This window comes from Desulfosporosinus nitroreducens, assembly GCF_023897015.1.
Taxonomy (GTDB): domain Bacteria; phylum Bacillota; class Desulfitobacteriia; order Desulfitobacteriales; family Desulfitobacteriaceae; genus Desulfosporosinus; species Desulfosporosinus nitroreducens.
Map to the genome: position 1 here is coordinate 1 of NZ_JAMHFY010000004.1, position 24,186 is coordinate 24,186.

The 24,186-nt window shown below is 45.0% G+C and carries 23 protein-coding genes; all 23 read right to left on the bottom strand.

What is annotated here, in order from left to right:
- Positions 1 to 274 precede the first annotated feature (274 nt).
- On the bottom strand, positions 275 to 2,350 hold the full coding sequence (glyS, locus tag M8E35_RS05615) for a glycine--tRNA ligase subunit beta (protein WP_252467844.1): 2,076 nt from the start codon (positions 2,348 to 2,350) through the stop codon (positions 275 to 277).
- A gap of 1 nt (position 2,351) precedes the next feature.
- Positions 2,352 to 3,242: a glycine--tRNA ligase subunit alpha gene (glyQ, locus tag M8E35_RS05620; RefSeq protein ID WP_252467845.1), complete on the bottom strand. Its 891-nt coding sequence runs from the start codon at positions 3,240 to 3,242 to the stop codon at positions 2,352 to 2,354.
- 476 nt (positions 3,243 to 3,718) lie between these two features.
- The gene (locus M8E35_RS05625) at positions 3,719 to 4,276 is read right to left on the bottom strand and encodes an NUDIX hydrolase (RefSeq protein WP_252467846.1); all 558 of its coding nucleotides are present in this window, start codon (positions 4,274 to 4,276) and stop codon (positions 3,719 to 3,721) included.
- A 164-nt stretch (positions 4,277 to 4,440) separates the two neighbouring features.
- Positions 4,441 to 4,875: a DUF4342 domain-containing protein gene (locus M8E35_RS05630; RefSeq protein ID WP_252467847.1), complete on the bottom strand. Its 435-nt coding sequence runs from the start codon at positions 4,873 to 4,875 to the stop codon at positions 4,441 to 4,443.
- The gene (recO, locus tag M8E35_RS05635) at positions 4,868 to 5,653 is read right to left on the bottom strand and encodes a DNA repair protein RecO (RefSeq protein ID WP_252467848.1); all 786 of its coding nucleotides are present in this window, start codon (positions 5,651 to 5,653) and stop codon (positions 4,868 to 4,870) included. Before recO ends, M8E35_RS05630 begins: the two co-directional genes overlap by 8 nt.
- A gap of 526 nt (positions 5,654 to 6,179) precedes the next feature.
- A complete protein-coding gene (deoC, locus tag M8E35_RS05640) occupies positions 6,180 to 6,815 on the bottom strand; it encodes a deoxyribose-phosphate aldolase (RefSeq protein WP_252467849.1) in 636 nt (211 codons plus the stop codon).
- Positions 6,816 to 6,820: 5 nt separating this feature from the next.
- A complete protein-coding gene (gene era, locus M8E35_RS05645; RefSeq protein WP_252467850.1) occupies positions 6,821 to 7,762 on the bottom strand; it encodes a GTPase Era in 942 nt (313 codons plus the stop codon).
- Between the two features lie 560 nt (positions 7,763 to 8,322).
- Entirely contained in the window at positions 8,323 to 8,724 is a 402-nt protein-coding gene (gene cdd, locus M8E35_RS05650; protein WP_252468126.1) for a cytidine deaminase, read from the bottom strand.
- Positions 8,725 to 8,834: 110 nt separating this feature from the next.
- Positions 8,835 to 9,218, bottom strand: a complete 384-nt coding sequence (locus tag M8E35_RS05655) for a diacylglycerol kinase family protein (RefSeq protein ID WP_252467851.1) — start codon at positions 9,216 to 9,218, stop codon at positions 8,835 to 8,837.
- A 42-nt stretch (positions 9,219 to 9,260) separates the two neighbouring features.
- Positions 9,261 to 9,734 carry an rRNA maturation RNase YbeY gene (gene ybeY, locus M8E35_RS05660; protein ID WP_252467852.1) on the bottom strand — a complete coding sequence of 158 codons (474 nt, stop codon included), beginning with the start codon at positions 9,732 to 9,734 and terminating at the stop codon, positions 9,261 to 9,263.
- A 147-nt stretch (positions 9,735 to 9,881) separates the two neighbouring features.
- Positions 9,882 to 12,149: an HD family phosphohydrolase gene (locus M8E35_RS05665; RefSeq protein ID WP_252467853.1), complete on the bottom strand. Its 2,268-nt coding sequence runs from the start codon at positions 12,147 to 12,149 to the stop codon at positions 9,882 to 9,884.
- Between the two features lie 64 nt (positions 12,150 to 12,213).
- Entirely contained in the window at positions 12,214 to 13,389 is a 1,176-nt protein-coding gene (gene yqfD / locus M8E35_RS05670; RefSeq protein ID WP_252467854.1) for a sporulation protein YqfD, read from the bottom strand.
- The gene (locus M8E35_RS05675; RefSeq protein ID WP_252467855.1) at positions 13,389 to 13,670 is read right to left on the bottom strand and encodes a YabP/YqfC family sporulation protein; all 282 of its coding nucleotides are present in this window, start codon (positions 13,668 to 13,670) and stop codon (positions 13,389 to 13,391) included. Before M8E35_RS05675 ends, yqfD begins: the two co-directional genes overlap by 1 nt.
- Before the next feature lie 150 nt (positions 13,671 to 13,820).
- On the bottom strand, positions 13,821 to 14,273 hold the full coding sequence (locus M8E35_RS05680) for a GatB/YqeY domain-containing protein (RefSeq protein WP_252467857.1): 453 nt from the start codon (positions 14,271 to 14,273) through the stop codon (positions 13,821 to 13,823).
- Between the two features lie 13 nt (positions 14,274 to 14,286).
- The gene (gene rpsU, locus M8E35_RS05685) at positions 14,287 to 14,463 is read right to left on the bottom strand and encodes a 30S ribosomal protein S21 (protein ID WP_014904736.1); all 177 of its coding nucleotides are present in this window, start codon (positions 14,461 to 14,463) and stop codon (positions 14,287 to 14,289) included.
- Positions 14,464 to 14,606: 143 nt separating this feature from the next.
- Entirely contained in the window at positions 14,607 to 14,951 is a 345-nt protein-coding gene (locus M8E35_RS05690; RefSeq protein WP_073028650.1) for a histidine triad nucleotide-binding protein, read from the bottom strand.
- Between the two features lie 77 nt (positions 14,952 to 15,028).
- Positions 15,029 to 16,360: a tRNA (N(6)-L-threonylcarbamoyladenosine(37)-C(2))-methylthiotransferase MtaB gene (gene mtaB / locus M8E35_RS05695; protein WP_252467859.1), complete on the bottom strand. Its 1,332-nt coding sequence runs from the start codon at positions 16,358 to 16,360 to the stop codon at positions 15,029 to 15,031.
- A 677-nt stretch (positions 16,361 to 17,037) separates the two neighbouring features.
- Entirely contained in the window at positions 17,038 to 17,775 is a 738-nt protein-coding gene (locus M8E35_RS05700) for a 16S rRNA (uracil(1498)-N(3))-methyltransferase (protein ID WP_252467861.1), read from the bottom strand.
- A gap of 1 nt (position 17,776) precedes the next feature.
- Positions 17,777 to 18,703, bottom strand: a complete 927-nt coding sequence (prmA, locus tag M8E35_RS05705) for a 50S ribosomal protein L11 methyltransferase (RefSeq protein WP_252467863.1) — start codon at positions 18,701 to 18,703, stop codon at positions 17,777 to 17,779.
- Positions 18,704 to 18,719: 16 nt separating this feature from the next.
- Positions 18,720 to 19,829 carry a molecular chaperone DnaJ gene (gene dnaJ, locus M8E35_RS05710; RefSeq protein ID WP_252467865.1) on the bottom strand — a complete coding sequence of 370 codons (1,110 nt, stop codon included), beginning with the start codon at positions 19,827 to 19,829 and terminating at the stop codon, positions 18,720 to 18,722.
- 568 nt (positions 19,830 to 20,397) lie between these two features.
- Complete coding sequence (dnaK, locus tag M8E35_RS05715) at positions 20,398 to 22,233, bottom strand: molecular chaperone DnaK (RefSeq protein WP_252467867.1); 1,836 nt, start codon at positions 22,231 to 22,233, stop codon at positions 20,398 to 20,400.
- Between the two features lie 19 nt (positions 22,234 to 22,252).
- A complete protein-coding gene (grpE, locus tag M8E35_RS05720) occupies positions 22,253 to 22,858 on the bottom strand; it encodes a nucleotide exchange factor GrpE (RefSeq protein WP_252467868.1) in 606 nt (201 codons plus the stop codon).
- 138 nt (positions 22,859 to 22,996) lie between these two features.
- Positions 22,997 to 24,028 (bottom strand): heat-inducible transcriptional repressor HrcA, encoded by a 1,032-nt coding sequence (gene hrcA, locus M8E35_RS05725; protein ID WP_073028660.1) that lies wholly within the window; start codon positions 24,026 to 24,028, stop codon positions 22,997 to 22,999.
- Positions 24,029 to 24,186: the final 158 nt, after the last annotated feature.

The following is a 24,186-nucleotide window of genomic DNA, read 5'->3' on the forward strand; positions in this document are numbered from 1 at the left end:
TAGCTTTATTGCTAGCTTTTTTAACGTATGGATTCATATTTAATTGTTGTACCTGTTCATCTGTAAAATAATTCTTTACCATAATAGGATTGTGTCCTTCCAAAATGAATAGCAAACAAAAAAAAGACCCTGTAAAACAGAGTCAGTTAAATTTTGGCTATAGAGCCTCTTTTTCTAACTGTCTATTTTACAGGGTCCATTTTATAATGAGGCAGCCACTTTTTTAAATTAATGAAGTCTTTTAGTCCATAAAAATTGGTCTTTCATTTATTCACTAAGCCAAAATACTTAATTCACCCAAGCATCCCAACATCCCCACACACTGACCGAGTAACGCCAGACGTGCCTTCTTCAAGTCTTCATCTTCCACCATAATCATGACCGCTTGGAAAAGAGCTTCGATTTGCGGGATCAGTTCCCAGGCAAGATCATAGGCCTCTTCATAATTCCCCAAGCTAATCATCTGATCAAAACTCTGTCTGCGAGAGGATATTGCGTCAGCTAAGGCTATTTCGGTTGCATCGACCAAACGGGATGGATCTAACTCTAAAGTTGGTTCTTTTTTGGTTAGGTTAAAGCAACGAGTATAGGTTTGGGCATAAAGGACAAAAGCTTCTTCCACCCGTTTTTCAGAAAGCACCCGAGCTCTTTTCACTACACGATTAATCTCATGACTGCCAAGCGCCAAAACCGCATCCACAGTATCATAGCGCAGACCTTGTTCCTGAAGCACGAAACGCACCCTTTGTTGGAAGAAATCCAGTAACAAAGGCAAGATGTCTCCAATGGGCAAAGGAACCGTTCCTTGCTTCTCAAGAAGGCTGTAGGACTCCAGAATAAGCTCGTTTAAGGAAAGATCCCACCCTGAGTCTAAAAGGATTGCCACAATCCCCTGGGCCTGCCTTCTGAGAGCATAAGGATCTTGAGACCCTGTAGGTTGAATCCCAATGCTGAATGCCCCAACAATCGCATCTAGTTTGTCCGCAATGCTGACCACGCGCCCTGAATCAGAGGCCGGCGTCACATCTCCTGCGAAACGAGGTTGATAGTGTTCAAGTATTCCTTGACAGACCTCAGGCTTCTCTCCACTGGCTTTGGCGTAGTCCGCACCCATGATTCCTTGCAGTTCAGGGAAATCACTGACCATCAAGGTTACTAGATCCGCTTTCGCTAAATAAGCAGTTCGATCGATCTCTTCTTGCTTAGCTGCTCCGAACCCTTGACGCCCTGCCATGAATCGAGATAAACCACGTAAACGTTCAACCCTCTGTTCAACTGTGCCCAATTTCTCGTGATACACAATTTTCCCTAACTTAGGCACTAATTCTGCCAGTGAAACTTTTTGATCCTCCCTATAATAGAAGGCCGCATCTTCCAAACGAGCTTTCAATACCTTTTCATTTCCAGCTTTAACCATGTCTAAGGCGAAATCATTTCCGTTTCGCACCGTAATAAAATAGGGCAGAAGTTGTCCGTCTCGAGATCGGACTGGGAAATACCGCTGATGCTCACGCATTGGAGTTGTAATCACAGCCTCAGGTAAATGCATGTATTGAGAAGCCACTTCGCCTATTAAAGCCGTGGGATACTCCACAAGGTGAATGACCTCACCCAGAAGTTCTTCATCTGCAGGCACCTCGCCACCGACCTTCTCAGCTAGAATTTTCAATTGAGCTAAGATGGCAGTCTTTCTCTCCTCCGGATCGATGATCACATAAGCCTGACGTAAAGCCTTACGATAATCCGAGGGTTGGCCAATCAGTACACCCTCAGTCGCTAAAGTACGATGCCCGCGGGAGGCGCGTCCCGACTCAAGACCTACGAACTCAAAGGGAACGACATCTGAACCGTAAAGTGCAACAATCCAACGAATAGGCCGAGCAAAACGAAAATCAAGTTCGCCCCAGCGCATTGGCTTTGGAAAATGCAAGGAGTTAATAGTATCAATAGCAAGTTGCGGCAGGAGTGCTTTTGTCTCAAGCCCAATTTCTGATTTTCGAGCAAATACATAGGGTACCCCATTAACCTCTTGAACAAAAAGATTTTCTACCGCTACGCCTTGCCCTCTGGCAAAGCCTTGGGCAGCCTTCGTGGGTGCTCCACTGGCATCATAGGCGGCTTTTAAAGCCGGCCCCTTGACCTCCATGGATAAATCCTCTTGGGTTCCCGCAAGTTCCATTACCAAAAGTGCCAGACGACGAGGGGTGGCAAAAACCTTTATTTCCTTATACCTTAAGCGGAGCTCTGCTAAGCGTTTGCGTGCCTGTTCTTCCAATTGGGTCATGGCCCCTGGAGAAAATTTAGCTGGGATTTCTTCCGTTCCAATTTCAAGTAAAAAATCATTCGCCATCTTACTCCACCCCTTTCAGAGAGTTAGTCTTTAGCAAAGGGAAACCCAATTTCTCTCGCTGCTCTACATAAGCCTGAGCACAAAGACGTGCCAACCCACGGACCCGAGTAATGTAACTTGTGCGTTCCGTGACACTGATTGCCCCCCGAGCATCCAGCAGGTTAAACGTATGCGAGCATTTCAGTACGTAATCATAGGCTGGAAGCACTAAACCCTTCTCAACAACCCGTTTGGCCTCACGCTCATACATATCAAACCAAGTTTGCAATGCTTCAATATCCGCTACTTCAAAATTATAGTGGGAGTAATCTATTTCATTCTGAAGATAAATATCCCCGTACGTAATATCCCCAACCCATTCAATATCATAAACATTATCTTTGTTTTGGATATAAGTGGTCAGGCGCTCCAACCCGTATGTGATTTCAGCACAAACCGGTTTACAGTCAATCCCTCCACATTGTTGGAAATACGTAAACTGAGTCACTTCCATACCATCTAACCAAACTTCCCAGCCTAACCCCCAGGCACCCAAAGTTGGGGACTCCCAGTTATCTTCTACAAACCGAATATCATGCTCGAGTGGATTAATTCCCAGCCGCTCCAGACTCTGCAAATATAGCTCCTGAACATTGTCCGGAGAGGGCTTAAGAATGACTTGGTATTGAAAATAGTGCTGCAACCGATTAGGGTTCTCTCCATACCGACCATCCGTAGGTCTGCGAGACGGCTCAACATAAGCTACATTCCACGGCTCCGGTCCCAGAGCCCTCAAAAAAGTTGCCGGGTTCATAGTACCCGCCCCTTTTTCCACATCATACGGTTGCGCAATAATACACCCTTGTTCTCCCCAAAACTGGTTAAGGGTTAAGATAATATCTTGGAACTTCATAGTAGACCTCCTAAAATTAGTTTCTGGACGACTAGGCTGGATACGTGCGGACAGTTCTTCTGTCCCTTTTTTGATTAGGCAAGCATTATTCTAAATTGTTGTAACTCACAGATCTCCTTAAATATCTCTCCGAAACCTTTTTCCTTTGGGCAAAAAACAATAAAAAACCCTCACCCCCGTAGCATTTTTAAAGCTACAGGGACGAGAGCTTGTTCCCGCGGTTCCACCCTGTTTGACCCCTCAGGGTCCCCTTCGTTTTATGTGCTCAGAGTTGCCCCATTCACTTCTCTCATTTCGGCTTCCACCCACCCGAACTCGCTATTAGAGAGGATTCGTGAACTTCTTTCCCATCATCGCATATTAAAGGCATTAATTTTATTTATTATATGCTGAGGAAGAAATTGTGTCAAATGTATCGAGAACTAGGACTGCTTTTTCCTAATGCAACCTTTTGTTAGGCGATATGCTAAAGTACTCTATAATTCTTTAATTTTAGAGATAAACTTCGCATACACCTTATGCATATGAGGTTCATTGCTATATTCAATCAATTTTTCTAGTGGAATCCATCTAACACCGCTATTTTCATCTTCTTTAACAATCACAGCGTCATTCTCATCAGCTTCCATCAAAAACGCCACTGATAAATGTAGATGTGGGGATACATACTCCCCTCTTTTCATATGCCCCAGCACTGGAAGTATGTCCAGAGAAAATATGCCCGGTGTAACCAAGTGAATATTATTAACTCCAGTTTCCTCCTTCAATTCTTTAATGGCCACAGCTAAAAGGTCTTTTTCCCCATCTGCATGTCCACCTGTCCAGGACCACGAATCATAAATATTATGATGGATTACAAGCACTTTATCTCTTGAATTATTTACTGCGAAAGCGGAGCTTGTGAAATGAGCAATCTTATTATTTCTCGTTAAAACATCCTCAAATACCCCTAAGCAATTTAGAATTACCTCTTTATCCTTTTCCTCTTGCTCATTGTATGGACCATATCTTTTGATTGATTCGACGAAATCCATATTCTCTCTCTTTTCATATAAGGATTATCATTGTAAATCTACTTTAAACAGCTAAATTCTTCTAGGTGACTAAAGCAGCTATTTTTAAATAAGAAAAAATCCTTCTAATTTTTAATACCGCTAATGTGCAAGTCAATTATTCAGCAAAATATCCATTAACAAACTTAAAACTCTCCCGTTCCTTCATCGTGAGAATAATCCTCTTTAGAAGCAACTTCCAACTCAAAATGGTTAATCGCCGCCCCTACAGCGCCTACAAGTGCCAGCATTCGCAAACCAGGCTTCCTCCAAATTGTATACGCTAGAGCTAGTCCCAAGGGAGCTGAAAGGCTGATAATCGTATTGTCATGCCGTTTGAGGCTGATTGTAGAGTGACTTATACTCGATATCGTAGATTTGACACTATCCAAGATCCCCTGTCCACGCTCTTCAAAACTCCAGTCTTGCCCTAAACCATTTCGAACCTTCTCCAAATCATCCAAAGCCTTCAGTAAATCACCCTGAGCCAAGTTTAAGGCCGTACGAGCCTCTTCGTATCCAATCCCCATTCGTTCACGCAAAACATCTATCTTTTCAAGTTCTGTCCAAGGTTCATTCATTTTCTTTGCCTTCCTTTCCATCAAAACTTCGCTCCAATGAATCCTGTGTTAAACTTCCCATCCTCCACGATTTAAGAGGACGCTCAAACTTATGCTCAAGATAAACTCGTAATGTCTCCAAAATCTCTTGCTGCATCCAAGCCCCCCAACGCATACGGTCCAGCTTAGTAATATCAGCACGAATCAGCTGACGCATAAATGCAATACTGCCCGCCCGAATCCATCGCCCAGAATAGTTCTCCTGACAATTCCCACATAAAGTCCCACCAGCTTCTAAACTGAAAAACATCCGATCCCCCTTCACGCTAACCCCACACTCAGCACATTCCCCCAGAAGCGGACGATACCCCAAGACTTCCATTAGCCGCAAAGAGTATGTACTAAGCACAAGAGATGGATCAAATTGTTCAAGTAGAAAAAAACAGGTCAAAGTAAGTGTAAAGAGTTCCGTATTAGGCTGCTCAGGTATTGTCGAGATATCTAACAGCTCAGCAATCCCGGTAGCTGCAAATGACCGATCCAGATCATTCCAAAGATGAGGGAAGCTCTCCTTAGGGCTGCACTGACTGACGGTATCCAGACTCTTCCCCCGATGAATCAGAAAATCCCCATATGTAAATAATTGAGCCCCCGCTCTTTGACGACTCTTAGGTTTGCGCACCCCTTTTGCCACAGCTTGAAGCTTCCCCAACTCACGGGAAAAAAGAGTGAGTACACGATCCGACTCACCAAATTGCTTGCTGCGGATCACCAACGCGTCCGCATGATAAACGGCCACGCCCACTCACCCTTTCTATTCTTTGTATTCAATGATCTTAGTATGCATTTTTTGTGGATGAAAAGCTGACTTTGTGCCCTAAAGCATGAAGGCGCACATGAAATGTGCCTTCCCCCAAAAACGTCAACCCCGTTCCACGCCCCAGTGCAATGTGATACATTAGCGACGTCTTTACGTAAGCAGCCAAGCAAACTTCCGTTCAAGCGATCCCAGATACGGGGCAGTATACAGGGTCCCCTCCCGCCATCCTGCAAATGGCTAATCCGTGCGAAGACAGTGTCTGCAAGAAGAGTAATCCGTGCGAAAACAGTGTTTTCGTGGGCTCCGGGGACACTTGGCCATCCATGGCCGGCGGATGTACACTGCCGCCAGTGAGCCATGGACGGCTCATCTGGCACGATAGTCTCCAGTGGAGATTATCGCCGAAGGATGAACCCCGCTCCCCAAAGCCCAGAGCTTGAACGGTTAGTTTGCTCTGCGTCGTAAGCACCGAGCGGATGTACACACAAGTCCTCCACAAGCCCTCTTAAGCAAGTACCGCACTCGTCCCCAACCTATCCGCTCCAGCCTCCACGAGCTCAAGCGCAAACTCCTTCGTCCTTATTCCACCTGATGCCTTAACCTTAACGTTTTCTCCAACCCATTTTTTCAGATTACGCACATCCTCGATGGTGGCTCCCCCTCCGGCAAAGCCAGTTGAAGTCTTAATAAAATCTGCCCCCGAACGTTTAACAATCTCGGCCGCCGATTTTTTCTCATCTTCAGTAAGCAAACTGGTTTCAATAATAACCTTTATAATTAACCCGCACTCATGGGCTGCTTCCACCACTCTGGTAATATCCCGCTCAACCGCTTCCCAATTTCCGGATTTTGCCCATCCTACATTTATGACCATATCCACTTCTTTACCGCCATGTGCTTTAACCATAAATACTTCCTGAACTTTAACTTCTGTATACGTCGCCCCTAATGGAAAACCCACAACAGCAGCAATACAAATCCCCGTCCCATGCAAAAGTTTAGAAGCCGTTTGCACATAACACGGATTAACACAAACAGCCGCATACTTATACTGTTGAGCTTCATGACAAAGTGCCACAATATCCTTTTCAGACGCTTGAGGTTTTAATAATGTGTGATCTGTTATTCCTGCAATATTCATCTATGTTATCCCTTTTCCTTTCCATAGCCATAGTTTCGCAAGCTATCCGGCCTGTTCCGCCAATCCTTTTTAACTTTAACCCAAAGCTCTAAAAACACCTGGCTGCCCAACAAAGCCTCGATATCCAAACGAGCCAAGCGGCCAATTTCCTTAAGTTGTTTACCCCCTGCCCCGATGATAATCCCTTTTTGAGAATCTCGCTCAACCACAACCAAGGCTCGCACTTTAACCAAAGTCTTCTTTTGTTCTACCTCTTCAATCACAACAGCAATCGAATGCGGGACCTCATCACGGGTCAGTTGAAGTACCTTTTCGCGTACTAACTCCGCCATAATAAAACGTTCCGGTTGGTCAGTCACTTCATCTTCAGGATAATACATCGGACCCACAGGCATTTTATCAAAAATCACTTTTAACAGTTCATCCGTATTTTCCCCTGTTTTTGCAGAAATAGGTACGATAGCCTTGAAATCTGCCAAACTCGAGAATTGCTGAATTTTATGCATCAACTGATCTTTACTCAATAAGTCAACTTTATTCAAAGCAAGCACACAGGTCGTTTTCGTTTGCCTGAGCATTTCAATAATAAACTCTTCCCCAGGACCGAAATCCGCCGAAAGATCCACCATATAAAGGATCACGTCAACCTCTCGCATGGATTCCTTAGCCGCACCAACCATGAATTCTCCGAGCTTATGCTTTGGCTTATGTATTCCAGGCGTATCCAAAAAAACAATCTGTCCCCGTTCCTCGGTCAAGATACACTGGATTCGATTACGGGTAGTCTGAGGCTTATCGGACATGATAAGCACTTTCTGTCCTAACAAATGATTAAGCAAGGTTGATTTCCCTGCATTCGGTCTTCCAATAACAGACACAAAACCTGAGCGAAATTCATTTGATTTTAATGAACCCAACGGTGAAGTCACTTCCCTATCTTCTAGCATTAATTTTTCATGTTATCTATATACTACCATAACCTTAACTAATAACGTCTATTCAGCAGACATTTGAGCAAGTATTCTTAAAGAATTTCACACATCCTCAGAACAGCTCAATAACATAAGCACCCCTTAAGAAGGAAGGTGCACATGAAATGTGCCTTCTCTTAAGCAGTCGTAACCCCGTTCCAAGCCCCGGGACGCAGTGTGATACATCCGCGACGTCTTTTACGTAAGCAGCTAAGCAAACTTCCGTTCAAGCGACCCCACATACGGGGCAGTGTACAGGGTCCCCTCCCGCCATCCTGCAAGAAGGCTAATCCGTGCGAAGACAGTGTCTTCGGGCTCCGGGGACACTAGTCCATCCATGGACGTCGGATGTACACTGCCGCCAGTGAGCCAAGGACGGCTCATCTGGCACGATAGTCTCCAGTGGAGATTATCGCAATAGCGGGTTCTTTAAAATGATACTATCGCCGAAGGATGAACCCCGCTCCCCAAAGCCCAGAGCTTGAACGGTTAGTTTGCTCTGCGTCGTAAGACCGAGCGATGTACACACAAGTCCCCTAGAGAAACTCCGGCCCAAACGCCTCCGGCAACAACACTTTCAAACTTGTCCACCGCAAATGTCCTTGACCATTCATCAAAATGACCGGACAATCCACAGCAAATTCACGAATTACCTGTCGGCATGCGCCGCATGGAGATGGAAAAACGTCACTCGGAACAGCGATCACTATTGCTTTTAATTCTCGTTCTCCACGAGCAATAGCTTGAAAAATTGCATTTCGTTCTGCGCAAACCGTCAAACCATAACTGGCATTCTCCACGTTACATCCACTATAAATCTTTCCTGATGAAAACAGCGCTGCCGACCCGACTGGGTAATGGGAATACGGCACATACGCTTGCTCATATGCTGCTTTGGCCCGGTTAATAAGTTCTTGTATGAGCTTAGGATCGAGCATTCCTAGTAGCTCTGACTCAATTCTCTCTGTATTTTGGGATTGATCCTGCTTCACACAAACAACTCCTAGCAAACCTTTCTAAAGATGACAGAAGATAAATTCTCCTCATTCTAAAAGATCCCTCTTGTTAATCGCAACAATGCAGGGGCAAAAACTATCATCCCAATCACTACTGCTTGAATCGCAGTGACTAAAACAGCACCTGCCGCAACATCTTTGGCCATTCCTGCTAGAGGGTGATAATTCGGTTGCGCCATATCAACTACAGTTTCAATGGCGGAATTCATGACCTCCGCACTAATGACGCTCCCAATCGCCAAAATAAGAATCAACCATTCAAACCGTGTAACCCTGCTCCACCAAGCAAAGAGCAAGACACTAATACCTGCAACTACGTGAAATTGCATGTGCTTCTGAGTCCTTACAGTGTATATCATTCCGCGCCAGGCTTGATTTAGACTGCGCAAAAACCCCGGTTTATGATGAATCCCCATCTGATATCCCTCCGTTTGAAGTTACAGGCTCTTAGCATATTGCTATACTCTCTCTAACTTCAACTTAGCCATTACCTCTTCTTCTTTACTGCGCATTTCTTGTTTATCATTCTCTTCTTCATGATCAAAGCCTAATAAATGGAGAGTCCCATGGACAGCCAGGTATACAATCTCCCGCTCGAAGGAATGCCCATATTCCTGCGCTTGATCTCTTGCCCGTTCGACAGAGATTACAATATCCCCAAGCATCTCGTCCTCTTCCTCAATTTCTGGTTCTTCCTCCATCTCTTCTTGTAAGGCAAAAGAAAGAACATCCGTTGGCCGATCTACTCCTCGATACTCAAGATTTAAGGCATGGATACGTTGATTATCCACTAACAATAAGCTTACTTCCGCCTCTTCCGAGCCATCTGACAGTCGGACAGCCTCATTAATAGCTTTATTTAGCATAGTCGCCAGCGGTTCACGCTGTTCCTGCAAGATCGATTCTTCTTCCCAAGAGATATCTATGATCACACAATTTCGAGCAAACCCACCTATGAGCCGGAATGTGGTCTACCCTTCCCCCTTTCGATTTTCAAAATCAGCCTATTTTTATCATCTTACGATAACCTTTGTTAATTTTATTCTTATTTCATTGTGCCTGTTTTTTCCTAATGTTATCTATCCTTCTCGTGAAACTATACTTTCAACTGTTCCCTCAGGACTTTCTGGTTGCTTTTCCTTTTGAGAGCTTTCATCATCCTCTTGACCCACTTCTCCCTCAAGTTTCTTATGCATTGAATGATTATTATTCTCCTTAATGCTTGGCATCTCCGGATATTCTACCCGGGAGTGGAAAATACCGCTCAAAACACGTACAAAGGCCATTGCAATCCGGTCTAAGTCCTGAAACGTCAAATCGCACTGATCCAGTTGTCCGTCGTTCAGTTTGTCTTTGATAATCTTCCGAACAAATCCTTCGACCCGCCCTGGAGTTGGTTGTTTCATAGATCTTACAGCAGCTTCGACATTGTCCGCCAGAGCAACCAAGGCAGCCTCTTTGGTCTGGGGTTTGGGACCTTCATAATGGAAAGTTTCCTCTGGGACATTTTCATATTCCTCAAGAGCCTTATGGTAAAAGAAACTTACAAGACTGTCTCCATGGTGCTGAGCAATGATATCTTGAATCTGCACCGGAAGTTTATTATCCTTCGCCAGCTCTAGCCCATCTTTGACATGAGAGGTGATAATCAACGAGCTTAGAGTAGGAGCGATCTTATCATGAGGGTTATCTTGGGTAAATTGATTTTCAATAAAAAAGTAAGGACGTTTCAACTTGCCAATATCATGATACATCGATGCAACTCTGACCAACGTAGCATCCGCTCGAACAGCTTCCGCGGCCGCTTCGGCCAGATTACCTACTAGAATACTGTGATGGTATGTCCCCGGAGCCTCCAACAATAAGCGTTTCAGCAACGGTCTATTAGGGTCGGATAATTCTAACAGTCGCACAGATGACGTAATATGAAATCCTGACTCAAACCAATGTAAGGCCCCGACCGTTAAAAACGAAGACGCTAAGCCATTGACAATCCCTAAGATCACACCAACCACCCAAACAGCTAAGCGCATGTCTGAGGTTAACGCAATCCCGCTGATCACCAAAACGTTAACGGCAGAGACAAATATCCCTGCACGCGCCAAATCGGAACGCTGGCTTAAACGAGAAACACTGTAAACACCAACAATCCCTCCAAAGAGCGCCACTACGCCTGAATGCAGGCCAAAAGAGGTCGAAAGAGCAGGATCAACTAAGACAGATACAAAAACCGCTAAGACCAAGGAAACCATAATGGCTATATCCACGCCAACTAAAATCGCGACTGTCATGGTCGCCCAAGCTATTGGAATAAGCATACCTGACAAAGAATTAAAGTCAGTCCCCAAATTTAAAGCGATCACTGCTCTCCCAATGGCCAAAACCAAGCTAATAGTAAGTCCGATAAGCACAAGACGATTAGTCATTCGGAAGATATCCCTTTTATACTGAAATAAATACAGTAAAATCGAGCCCATTCCAATAAGCACAATCATGGCAATCCCCGCCACTGATTTCCCTGTATTTTGGTTGTTAATCAAACCATAGGCAACCAGGACTTCGTAAATTGTCTCATCGACAATATCACCAACTCCCACAATTTTTTGGTTAGCCTTATAATGAAGCTCCTCCTGCTTTATTGCAGTTCGTGCCGCCGCTCGCAACACATCCATAGTTGCTTCATCCACGATCAAAGTAGGTTGCGTCACTTCACGGTCTATGAACCCCTTAAAAAAAACTTTGAAATCCTCATTCAATTCGGACTGATCTAAATCTGTTTTAGTCCGATCACGAAACGCTGGCATATCTTCGCTAGTCCGAGCTCCAGTCTCCAAACTGCGTGCTTTGTTTAAGATAATGTCTCTGCCGGCTTTTTCGGCCTTATCTAATTCATCGGGCACAGTCTCAATCAGAGATGTTAATAAACTCTCTGGCAAACTCGTGAAGGGCTCTAATTTCTTAAGTTCGCTGATGTTGTTATTATCTGAGGCCTCGCGCAGAGAGATAAACGCATTTCCGACTTCTTTAGTTAACAAGGTCAAATACTCCTCATCCGGCTTATACACCGGCGGAACAGCTTTTGCCGCAGCTTCCTTATCTCGAGTATACTTTGCTTGATCCACAATAACCCTGGTCCACGGTGCAGTAATGAGCTGAGGACTAGGCTCTCCTACTTCTAAATGCAGTGTAGATACAAAAATATTGGAAGATAACAAAACCGTAAGCAACAGAAAATACATCACCCCAACAATGGCCCGTAACCAAGTGGTGTGATGTTTAAGCCAATCAAAACGGCTAGACAGCTCATCCCAGATCGTTTTGAACATTTTTATCTTCAATACCATCATCCTTACTTCCCAGTGCCATACCTAGGGTTCACGCCTTCCCCATTGGCAAAAAATATCGCTGCTCCTACGGATTGGCATATACAGCCAAATCTTCGTAGGTTTCTACTTCTACTCTAACTCGTTCTGAATCGGAGTTATTAGAAATAACCTTCACTGTTTCTAACACGATTGGAACTCCCAGCGTGATCTTTTTCTGGACTTCGACCCGAGCTGCTTGTTCAGCTAGTTGGCGAGCTTCATCAACAGAACGTTCAATATGCAGATTACGAAGCTCTATATGATTCACTCTTATACCTTCGACAGGAAAACGCCAATTCCTCCAGAGTTTTAAAGATTGACTGATCTCTTCTTGGCGAGATTGCTCAAACGGGGAATTCTGTATAGTTAGCATTATAACGCGGGAACCAAATTTTATACCTCTTCCCGTGGCAACTCTTCCACTTTCCTCTACTTTATCCTCAACTAATGGAATTTGAGCTTCAGCACTATACCATACTCGCGCTCGTACAAACCCTCTGGCCACAGAGACAGGGGGGGTACCTTTTGAAGTGCTCTGATTATTTCCAGGGCTCTTAATTAAGACTTGCCCAGCCCGAACAGTTTCCCCCTCATGAACCATCGGCATCCCCTCAATCACCATAATTTCCTTAACTATTCCTGCACGACTAGCGACAAGGTTCCCTGCCTCATTGGGAATCGACGGACGTATTTTCTCCGACACTTTAATTTCTATGTTCGTCCCATGACGTTCTATACCTATCCAAGCGGCATCAGGCAGTTGTTCCTGAAGTGTTTTGGCAATCCCATTTAAATTTAGTTTTTTCGAATAGACCCATGTTTTAAGCCCAAGATTTTCAGCCCGTTCAAGTACTTCGGGAGTCCTAAGGTTCTTGTTTCCCGACACGGAAATTGAAAGCACAAGTTGAGACAGAATCGTCAGTACAGAAGCAATAATTATAATCCCCAGCAATAGTCCCTTTCTTCGCCACCAGCGTGCAGCAACAAAAGGCCAGCCATATTTAGCAACAATATGTACCCTTGTACGTGTCTGGCGTGCGGCCTTGCGCAATCGCCGAAAATCTGCAAGCTTAATCTGTGCCCGCATCCCCCGTTCGGATTTTTGGGTATGATAAAGAATGATACCGTCTCTTGAGACTAGATTAACGAAGTGCGCTAATTGCTCTCCCCGTGCGAGGAAAAGAATTCGCCCATGCCAGAACGTTCGCAACCATTCAAACATTACTCTATCTCCCCTCCGCCAAACGAAAAGGAAAACAATTCCCCTTCGATCTGCAGTTCAGTAGCTAAGATAACCTTAAGCATTAACCCCTTTCCTCTAAAAAAGATATCTCCCTCCGCAGTTTCCAGCCGTATTTCTTCCTCTGAAAAGTTAAGAATACTGCTGTAATTCTCAACCATTATTTGCCTTCGTCCAGTTATCGTAATTTTAGGACCTTCTCCCACTACATCCGGTGGAAAATCCAAAACTTCTCCAACGCTGGTCTGTATTTTCTTGAACAAAAAAAGCCCTCCCTTCTCTGGATATTTATGAAAGGAAAAGCAATAATAGTCCAAGCCTTGATCAAATTGTTTTAAAAATTTTAGGAAAATCGTATAAAAGAGGCCCAGTTACTTACGTAACTGGGCCTCTTTTACTAAGCATAATTAAGCTTATGCCCCAAGAATTTCCCGAACAATCTGATTGACAATTTTGCCATCAGCCCGTCCTTTAGTCTTAGGAGATAATGCCCCCATGACTTTCCCGAGGTCTTTAATGCTTTGTGCCCCTAGTGTGGTAACGGTCTCTTGAACGAGTTTGCGAATATCCCCTTCGGAAAGCTGTTGAGGAAGGTAATCCATTAGAACGACTATTTCCTCTTCCAGAGCCTTAACCTTATCAGGGCGATCCGCTTGCCCGAAAACTTCAAGCGCATCCCGACGCAGCTTCATTTCGCGTGCTAATACTTCGATGACTTGCTCATCGTTAAATTCAATTCTCTTGTCGATCTCAGCATTTTTTATGGCAGCCCTAGCCATTCGGATGACGGAAAGTCTAACCTTCCCCTCCTCTTTGGCCTTCATGGCAGCCTTCATATCCTCAACCAAGCGATCTTTCAGGGTCAATTCGAGACACTCCTTACTTGAACTTGCGTTTACGTGCAGCTTCAGACTTTTTCTTTCTCTTCACACTTGGTTTCTCATATGCCTCGTGCTTACGAGCCTCTGCACTAACACCTGCCTTTTGACAAGAACGCTTGAACCGGCGGAGTGCGGCATCAAGGGATTCATTTTTACCAACTTTGACTTCACTCATTGTCTATCCCTCCCTCCACTGGATCATCACAAATATACTTCATTATTATACTGGATGAAGTTGGTCGCGTCAAGCTCACTTTAGTCGGTAGACTGTTATCTCAACTGATTCTCAACTGATCTAACTCAAAGCATCACTAAAAATCATCCAATTCTAGCGTTCAGGGCCTGCCCCCCGAGTAAATGAAAATGCAGGTGCCCCACGACCTGTCCCCCGTCAGTCCCAGTATTGGTAACCACTCTGTAGCCAGATTCTGCCACTCCAAACTCCCCTGCAAGCCGTCGGATGATCCCAAACAGATGGCCGATTAACCGTTCATTTTCGGGGGTTACATCATTGAGACTGCGCAAATGTATTTTAGGAATAATCACCAAGTGCACAGGAGCTAACGGCTGAATATCTTTGAAAGCAATTAACTCATCATCTTCATAAGCGATTTCACTAGGAATCTTACCAAGGGCTATTTGACAAAAGATACAATCCGACATTTGTATTCATTACCTCCCATATCTTATTCACCTAAAACAACTATATTGACTAGTTCACAATCTTTCTTTCAGAGGATTTAAGAAAGTTTGATATGGTATTCCTCCAACACAACAGTTACAAATTCCCCTGAGGCCCACAGCTTGCCGTCCTCACGCGCAGGAATTTCCACCTGAATATAATGAGGAGTATGCCCAACAGCACATCCTTTTAAATCAACTCTTTCGATCAACACATCCACAGATTTTCCAATAAAACTGCGACTAAACCTTGCCTGACTATCCCGAGCAACCACTAAAAGCTCCTTGACCCTTTGATCCTTTAATTGCTTCAAAACTTGATCCGGATAATCCGCTGCAGGGGTCCCTTTCCGCTTAGAATATGGAAACACATGAATTCCGGAAAAATTACAAGACTTTACAAACTCCACAGTAGAGGCATGGTCTTCATCCGTCTCCCCAGGAAAACCGACAATAATGTCAGTCGTCACAGCAAGATTTGGAATCCGCTGTCGAAGTCTTGCCAATAAGGCACTGTACTCCTTTAAATCATAGGGACGATGCATACGAGCTAACACATTATCGCTTCCACTCTGAAGGGGTATATGTAAATGAGGACAGACTTTATCAGACGAAGCAATGCACTCAATCAACTCAGACGTATACTCCATTGGCTCAATCGAACTCAGCCGCAAGCGGCGGAGACCAGGGATTTTTTCCAACTCCCCTACTAAACGAGCTAAATTCCAATCCTCTTGCAAATCCTCGCCATAGAATCCCGTATGAATACCCGTCAAGACAATTTCCGGATACCCCTCCGCAACCAGCCGCCGAGCCTCAGCAATCGCATTCTCAGGGCGCCGACTGCGCAAAGGCCCTCGGGCATGAGGAATAATACAGTACGTACAAAACTGATTGCACCCTTCCTGAATCTTCAGCATCGCCCTCGTCCGGTGCTCTTCACTAAGTTGTGGAAGCTCTTCAAACTCCTCAGCATCCCAAATCCCGCGCACAGCATTCTGAGGCACCTTTTCCGCCTTAACTTTCTCAATCCATTCCAAGATTTTCGCGCGATCCTGAGTCCCAAGAACCAGATCCACCCCTTCAATCCCTAAAACTTCCCCCGGAGCCGTTTGAGCATAACAACCCATAACCACCACAACACTCTCGGGGTGAGCCTTAATCATCCGGCGAATGACCTGACGGGATTTACTGTCACCAGTATTCGTCACAGTGCAAGTATTAACAACAACAACATCCGCTTCCTCTTGAGCACTAACCACTTGATACTGCGCCTCTCGAAAAAGTTGAGCCATCGCTTCGCTTTCAGTTTGATTCACCTTACAGCCTAGTGTGACGAAACAAACTGCTTTTTGTAGTTCGACCATTGTATTTTGACTATCATAGGGCATTAATATTCCACCTTTTTCCGTGGTTATGGTTTACTGTCTCCAAAGCAGACATCCACTGATGCCTGTGAGCCAAGGCCCACTTCTCGCCTCAGTCTCGAACAACTACCCAAACTTGCATAGAAGGCGCACATGAAATGTGCCTTCTCCCAAACAACGTCTCCCCCGTTCCCAGCCCCGGGACGCAGTGTCATACATCAGCGACGTCTTTACCTAAGCAGCTAAGGGCAACCAAGAACGGTCCCCCAACTTGCATAGAAGGCGCACATGAAATGTGCCTTCTCCCAAACAAGCGTCTCCCCCGTTCCCAGCCCCGGGACGCAGTGTCATACATCAGCGACGTCTTTACGTAAGCAGCTAAGCAAAGTTCCGTTCAAGCGACCCCAGACGCGGGGCAGTGTACAGGGTCCCCTCCCGCCATCCTGCAAGAAGGCTAATCCGTGCGAAGACAGTGTCTTCGGGCTCCGGGGACACTAGTCCATCCATGGACGTCGGATGTACACTGCCGCCAGTGAGCCACGGACGGCTCATCTGGCACGATAGTCTCCAGTGGAGATTATCGCCGTAGGCGGGTTCTTTAAAATAATACTATCGCCGAAGGATGAACCCTGCTCCCCAAAGCCAAGAGCTTGAACGGTTAGTTTGCTCTGCGTCGTATGACCGAGCGATGTACACGCAAGTCACCCGATATCCCCAAAATGCCCCAACACCAGCGTAAGCGTTGCCACAGCCGCTGTCTCCGTCCGAAGAATCCTTGGTCCCAACGAAACACTTTGCGCACCCAGGTTTTCTTTCGCCCAAGCCACCTCGGTCTCTTCAAACCCGCCCTCAGGGCCAATGATTACAGCAGTAGGGTGTTCGGCCTTCATCGATCCAAGCACAGAGGTCAAACGCTGCGTCTTCTCTTCCTCATAAGGTATAAGCCACTGGGTATTCTCAGGTAAATGTTCTTTAAGATCCTTCCAATCACACACCTCAAATATTTCGGGTTCTTGTACCCTATGAGACTGTTTTGAAGCCTCGGAAGCGATTTTTTGCCAACGAACGACCCTGTCCTGAGCTTTTTTCCCCTCAATATGTACGATAGAACGTTTAGCGCGCAAAGGAATAAGCCCTGCCATTCCCAACTCAGTTCCTTTCTGAATTACCCATTCCATCTTTTCCCCTTTGGAAAGTCCTGCCACCACAAAAACCGAGGTATGAGCTTCTACATCCGGCTGATCGGTACTGAGAATTCGACAGGTGACACTTTTATCCTCAATATTATCAATAACACTGGTATATTCCCGCCCAGTATTATCATAACCTACCACCAAATCTCCGGGGGTAAGTCGAAGTACTCGAACGAGATGTTCTCGTTCCGCATCACGCAGCCAAAAAACATCTCTGCCCAGTTCAGTAATTTTAAACCGATTCATTTTAAGCCCACCTCGCTCGAAATAAAATCCAGCCAGAATCTTCGACACGTTCTACAATTTTAAATCCTGCTTCCTTTAGTGCAACTTCAACTTCATCGGCCCGATTGTCAATAATTCCGGACGCTAAAAACTCACCATCCTGATGTAATAATCGCTTTAAATCCGGCAGTAACATTAAAATTACGTCAGCAATAATATTGGCAATAACAACATCTGCCTGTCCAGCAAGCACTGTCCCTAAGTCTCCACGTAATACTCGTACTCGGTCATTCACATTATTCAAAGCAACATTTTCTTGAGCCACCCTGATTGCAACCGAGTCAAGATCCACCGCATCTACCTTCGCCCCGAGTTTTGCCGCTGCAATAGCAAGAATTCCAGAACCTGTTCCTAAATCGAAAACCATGTGCCCTGGTCTTATAATGTCCTCTAACGTCCTTAAACATAACGTTGTCGTAGGATGTGTTCCCGTACCAAAGGCCATACCCGGGTCAAGCTCAAGAACGACATCCTCAGGCTTAATGTCAACTTGCTCCCAAGTTGGTTTAATCAGAAAATGCTTGCCAATATGTAATGGTTTAAAATAGGCTTTCCAGGCAGTTTCCCAATCCTCTTCCTTTAACGAGAGTCCCTTTCTCAAAATAAGCCAGTGAGGATAGCGCTCTATGAGCTCAAAAATTCTTAAATCGAGCTTATTAAGCTTATCCGTCAGTTCATCATCCTCTGGAAAGTAACCCTTTACCACACAGGTTCCGGTTAACTCTACCTCTTCAAAAGCATGGTAATCCCACTCACCGGATTCCATGTAGCTTAATAAAAGTTCAGGATCTTCCACACTGACACCAGGACAACCTAACTCATAAAAAAGATCGGCAACAGTTTCCTCTCCTTCAGATGAAACTGTTACCGCCACTTCACGCCAATCCATTGTTTATACTCCTTTTTCACCCCATTGCATCGCGGAGGTTTTCTTTAAACTTTTCGAACAGGGACTTTTTACCCATTTGTTGTTGTTCTGAAGTAACTTCCCCGAATTCACGCAAGAGTTTCTTTTGCTTTTCATTAAGCTTAGTTGGAGTTGTCAAAACCACTCGAACATGCTGATCTCCGCGGCCGGTTCCTCGACGACGCGGGACACCATGCGCTTTAAGCCTAAAGATGGTAGCCGTTTGTGTCCCTTCGGGAACTTTCATCTTAACCACTCCATCTAGAGTTGGCACATCAATCTCCGCACCTAAAGCTGCTTGAACAAAGGTAATCGGAATCTCGCAATAAACGTCATTTCCATCACGCTCAAAGAACTTGTGTGGTTTTACTTGTAAAATGATATACAGGTCTCCAGGCGGCCCGCCTTTAGCCCCGGCTTCACCATCACCGCTCAACCTTAAGTTTAAGCCGTCTTCAGACCCTTCAGGAACACTAATCTTAATAGTTTTAACCTTGCGGACCTTCCCTTGTCCATGACATGTAGAACACGGGCTGCTGACAGTACGGCCTTCCCCATTACAGGCCGGACAAGTTCTTGCTGTTTGAATTTGACCAAAAGGTGTTCGTTGAGTGACCTTAACTTGCCCACTCCCATGACATTGGGAACAGGTCGTGGGATGCGTTCCAGGTGCCGCTCCAGACCCCTGACAATCCATACAAGTTTCGTCCCGCGGAATCTGGATTTCTTTTTCTACGCCAAACACCGCTTCTTCAAAGCTCAAGGTCATTGCATAGCGCAAATCCGAACCCCGTTGTGGACCGCCGCGCCGTTGTCCGCCGCCTCCTCCGCCGAAAAACATATCAAAAATATCACCGAAGCCCCCTGCGTCTCCAAATCCACCCTGACTAGGATCTGCATGACCAAATTGATCATAACGCGCTCTCTTCTCCGGATCACTTAAAACATCGTACGCATCAGTAACTTCCTTAAACTTCTCTTCCGCTTCCTTATTACCCGGATTAACATCCGGATGATATTGGCGGGCTAATTTTCTATAAGCCTTTTTAATCTCCTGTTCACCGGCATTTCGCTCGACCCCGAGCACTTCATAATTATCGCGTTTCATTATTTTCCTCCACACTCCTGCTTAACCCATACTTAGACAGTAAAGTTCTATAGTATTATATGATCCTTCGGCCTGAAGCACAAGGAAATATCCAATTTAATGGGAATCTATTTTTACTTTTCTACAAACAAATGCGGGCACAAAGGCCTTTCAAGCCTTTGCACCCCCAAAAATATCCTAAATAAAATATCACCCAGTCACGCTTACGAAGCGAAAAATCATATTGACTTCAATCAATCAAGTTGAGAGCGTAGCAATTCAACTTCACCCTTTAATCTCGTCGGCCAGACCTTCGTCGTTCCTGCTCCCGTCGACCCCAGCAGGCTGGAGTGAACTTGCGGAGCGAATCCATTAAGCAGAGTCGCGATCAATCGCGCTTACATTACGAGGCGCCAGCGTGGCACCGGACTTGTCCATGGATGGACTGATGTCGCGGTGCCAAGGATGGCAAGGAGCGACGCACATGCAGTAAGCCCTGAGGTTTGCCTAAGCTCGCCTCGTAATCAAGCGTGATAGCGACGGCGCCTTGGTGAGCGGAGCAATTTCGCTCCAGCCCACCCTCGTCGGTCTACAGATCCTTCTTCACTTCAGTGAACTCAGCATCCACAACATCATCATCTTTTTTAGAAGGCTCAGCTTCAGGTTGTGCCCCAGCATTTGGGTCTTGAGCCGCTTGTTGTTGATACATTTTTTCAATATAAGGATGAAGAACTTTATTCAAAGCTTCAGTTTTAGCATTAATCTCTTCAACGCTTTCACCAGCACCCGCTGTTTTCAGCTCTTCCAGCGCCTTCTTGATGCTTTCAACTTCGGCAGCATCACCCTTACCTTCAAATTCCTTCAGAGTTTTCTCTGTTTGGTAGCCTAGCGAATCCGCTTGGTTCTTAGCATCGATTAACTCTCTGTGTTTCTTATCTTCTTCTGCGTGAGCTTCAGCATCTTGCTTCATTTTCTCGATGTCTTCTTTAGAAAGACCTGTAGAAGAAGTAATTGTCACTTTTTGTTCGTTTCCAGTAGCCACATCTTTAGCCGAAACGTGAACAATACCGTTGGCATCGATATCAAATTTGACTTCGATTTGTGGAATACCCCGTGGTGCAGGAGGAATTCCTGTCAATTGGAAACGTCCCAGAGTCTTATTGTAGCTTGCCATCTCACGTTCTCCTTGGAGCACATGAATGTCAACAGAGGTTTGATTGTCGGCAGCGGTTGAGAATGTCTGGGATTTCGTGGTCGGGATGGTCGAGTTACGATCAATGATCCGGGTAAATACTCCACCAAGGGTTTCAATCCCTAAGGAGAGCGGAGTAACATCCAACAAGATCATATCCTTAACTTCACCACTGAGCACGCCCCCTTGAATAGCCGCACCCATGGCAACCACTTCATCCGGGTTAACACCTTTATGAGGATCTTTACCGCTTAATTTCTTAATAGCTTCTACAACTGCTGGAATACGAGTAGATCCACCCACTAAAATAATTTGATCAATTTGGTTCCAAGACAGTTTAGCATCTTCAATTGCTTGGCGTGTAGGTCCAATGGTGGATTCTACAAGTTCCGAAGTGATTTCTTCAAATTTAGCTCGAGAAATATTCATATCCAAATGTTGAGGTCCTTCTTCCGTCATTGTGATAAACGGAAGGTTCACGTTGGAATTTGTAACACCAGAAAGCTCAATCTTAGCTTTTTCTGCCGCTTCTTTTAAGCGTTGGAGAGCAACCCGGTCTTTGGAGAGATCTGCGCCATGACTTTTCTTGTATTCTGCTACCATATAATCAATTAAGCGTTGGTCAAAATCGTCTCCACCCAGGTTATTATTCCCACTTGTAGCTTTCACTTCAACCATACCTTGGCTTAATTCGAGAATTGATACATCAAAGGTACCGCCTCCCAAGTCATACACCAAAACCGTTGAATCATCCTTTTTGTCAAGACCATAGGCAAGGGCCGCAGCCGTAGGCTCGTTGATAATCCGAAGGACTTCAAGTCCCGCAATGGAACCGGCATCTTTAGTAGCTTGGCGTTGGGCATCTGTAAAATAAGCAGGTACTGTAATGACCGCTTGAGTAACCGGTTGCCCGATATAAGCTTCAGCATCTGTTTTGAGTTTTTGGAGAACCATTGCAGAAATTTCTTGAGGGCTATATGTTTTATCATCAATTTTCACTTTGTAATCTGTGCCCATGTGACGTTTAATGGAACTGACAGTTTTATCAGGATTAGATACGGATTGGCGTTTAGCCACCTGTCCGACTAGTCGCTCACCAGATTTAGAAAAACCAACGACGGATGGAGTTGTACGGTTTCCTTCCGCATTAGGAATGACAACAGCTTCTCCACCTTCCATAACTGACACGCAAGAGTTAGTTGTACCTAAGTCAATACCAATAATTTTACCCATTATAATCTTCCTCCTTTAACTAGTTCGAAACTTTTACCATGCTGGGACGTAAAACTTTTTCTTTAAGGTAATACCCTTTTTGCAGTTCCTCTACGACAGTATTTTCAGGATGTTCATCAGACTCAACTCGGAGCACTGCATCATGAAGATTCGGGTCAAAAGGTTGCCCAGTAGCCTCGATCACCTTGAGTCCTTCCTTATTGAGGGCAGTTTGCAATTGGCGAAAAATCATATCCACCCCTTGAGAAAAAGCATTAAAATCAGGGTTTAATTGAGCTGAACTCGCTGCCCGTTCAAAATTGTCCAGAACAGGGAGCAACTCAACTACAAGACGTTCAGACGCATATTTAATGATATCTGTTTTTTCCTTCTGCGTCCGTTTTCGATAATTATCGAATTCGGCCTGTAATCTTAACAAATGATCGTAATGCTCATCTGCTTTAGCTTTGGCTTGGGCAAGCTCCGCCTCTAGCGTCATAATTTTTTCTAAAGGACTCATATCATCGCTACCCAGACTATCTTCTCCCGGAGGATTCTCAAGGTCACGCTCTTGCGCATCCCCCACTTGGTCCTCATCCGTGCTAAGCTTTCGGCCTCTGAGAGTTTCTTCTCTCATTCGCGCCATGCATAATCACCTCTCGCAACTTAATCATCATAAGTTTTTTTATTTATATAGAATGAACCAAAAGGCTCAGTCACCGCATATCAAACAATAACCCATTCCCCGTCGTTCCCAGCTCCCGCCCAGCCTTCGTGACCCTCGTCACCGCCTGCGCTTCGTTAAAACTTCCGTCAAACTTCGTGTCATAAAATCAACAATAGCAATGACTTTGGCGTAATCCATACGGGTTGGCCCAAGTACGCCCACCGCCCCGATCATTAATCCATTTACTTTATAAGTTGCAGAGATTATGCTGCAATCACGAAATTCCTTCAATGTATTTTCTCCACCAATAGTCACATTTAGTCCTTCCTGGCGGGGGGTTAATACTTTTTTCAAGGACTCGTTCTCTTCAAAAACTTTGAACAAGGTTTTAACTTTGCTCAAATCCTTGAATTCCGGTTGATTGAGCATATTGAGAGTTCCCCCGAGATGGATGCGCTCTTCTTCCTCGTTATCATCCAATATAGCTCTTAACATATCTAAAGCGTTATCTATAAGGAGTCTTTGCCTTGACAACTCACTATAGATTTCATGAAGCATACTGCGTTTAACCTGACCTATGGAATACCCGCGCATTTTCTGGTTAAAGACTCCAGCCACTTGCTGCAGTTCTTCCGCCGTCAGATTCTCGCCGACATCAATAATATGATTTTCCACCACGCCATTTTCTTTGACAATCACCATAATAACCTGACCCGGTTGATACGGCAGAAAATGCATTTTTCCGAAAGTACTCTTCCCTTTATGTGGTCCTAGAACAAGACTCGTTAAGTTTGTCAGCTCAGATAATAATTTGCTGGTATGAGCTATGACTTCCTGGAGTTCATTGATTCTTTTCGTACTCTCACGCTCGATTATCTCCATATCCTCAGGATTAAGTACTTGAGGATCCATCAGACAATCCACAAAGTATCGATACCCTGCATCCGAAGGAATTCGCCCTGCAGAAGTATACGGTTGTTCAATAAACCCCAAATCTTCTAAGTCAGCCATTTCATTTCGGATAGTAGCTGAGGATACACCCAGATCAAACTTACGGGCAATCGTTCGAGAACCAATCGGTTCGGCGGTAGCAATATAATCCTGAACTATCGCTCGTAATATTTTTCGTTTGCGTTCATCCATTTGCATACATGCTCCCCCGCTTTCTTAACTGATTCCCATCTAAAGTACCTAGATACTCAACAACAATCAAGCTATGTTTTTCGTTGTTAGCACTCTCCGTCGATGAGTGCTAACAGTTGATGTCTTCACATTACCACGTCATTTTCGCTTTGTCAAGAATCATT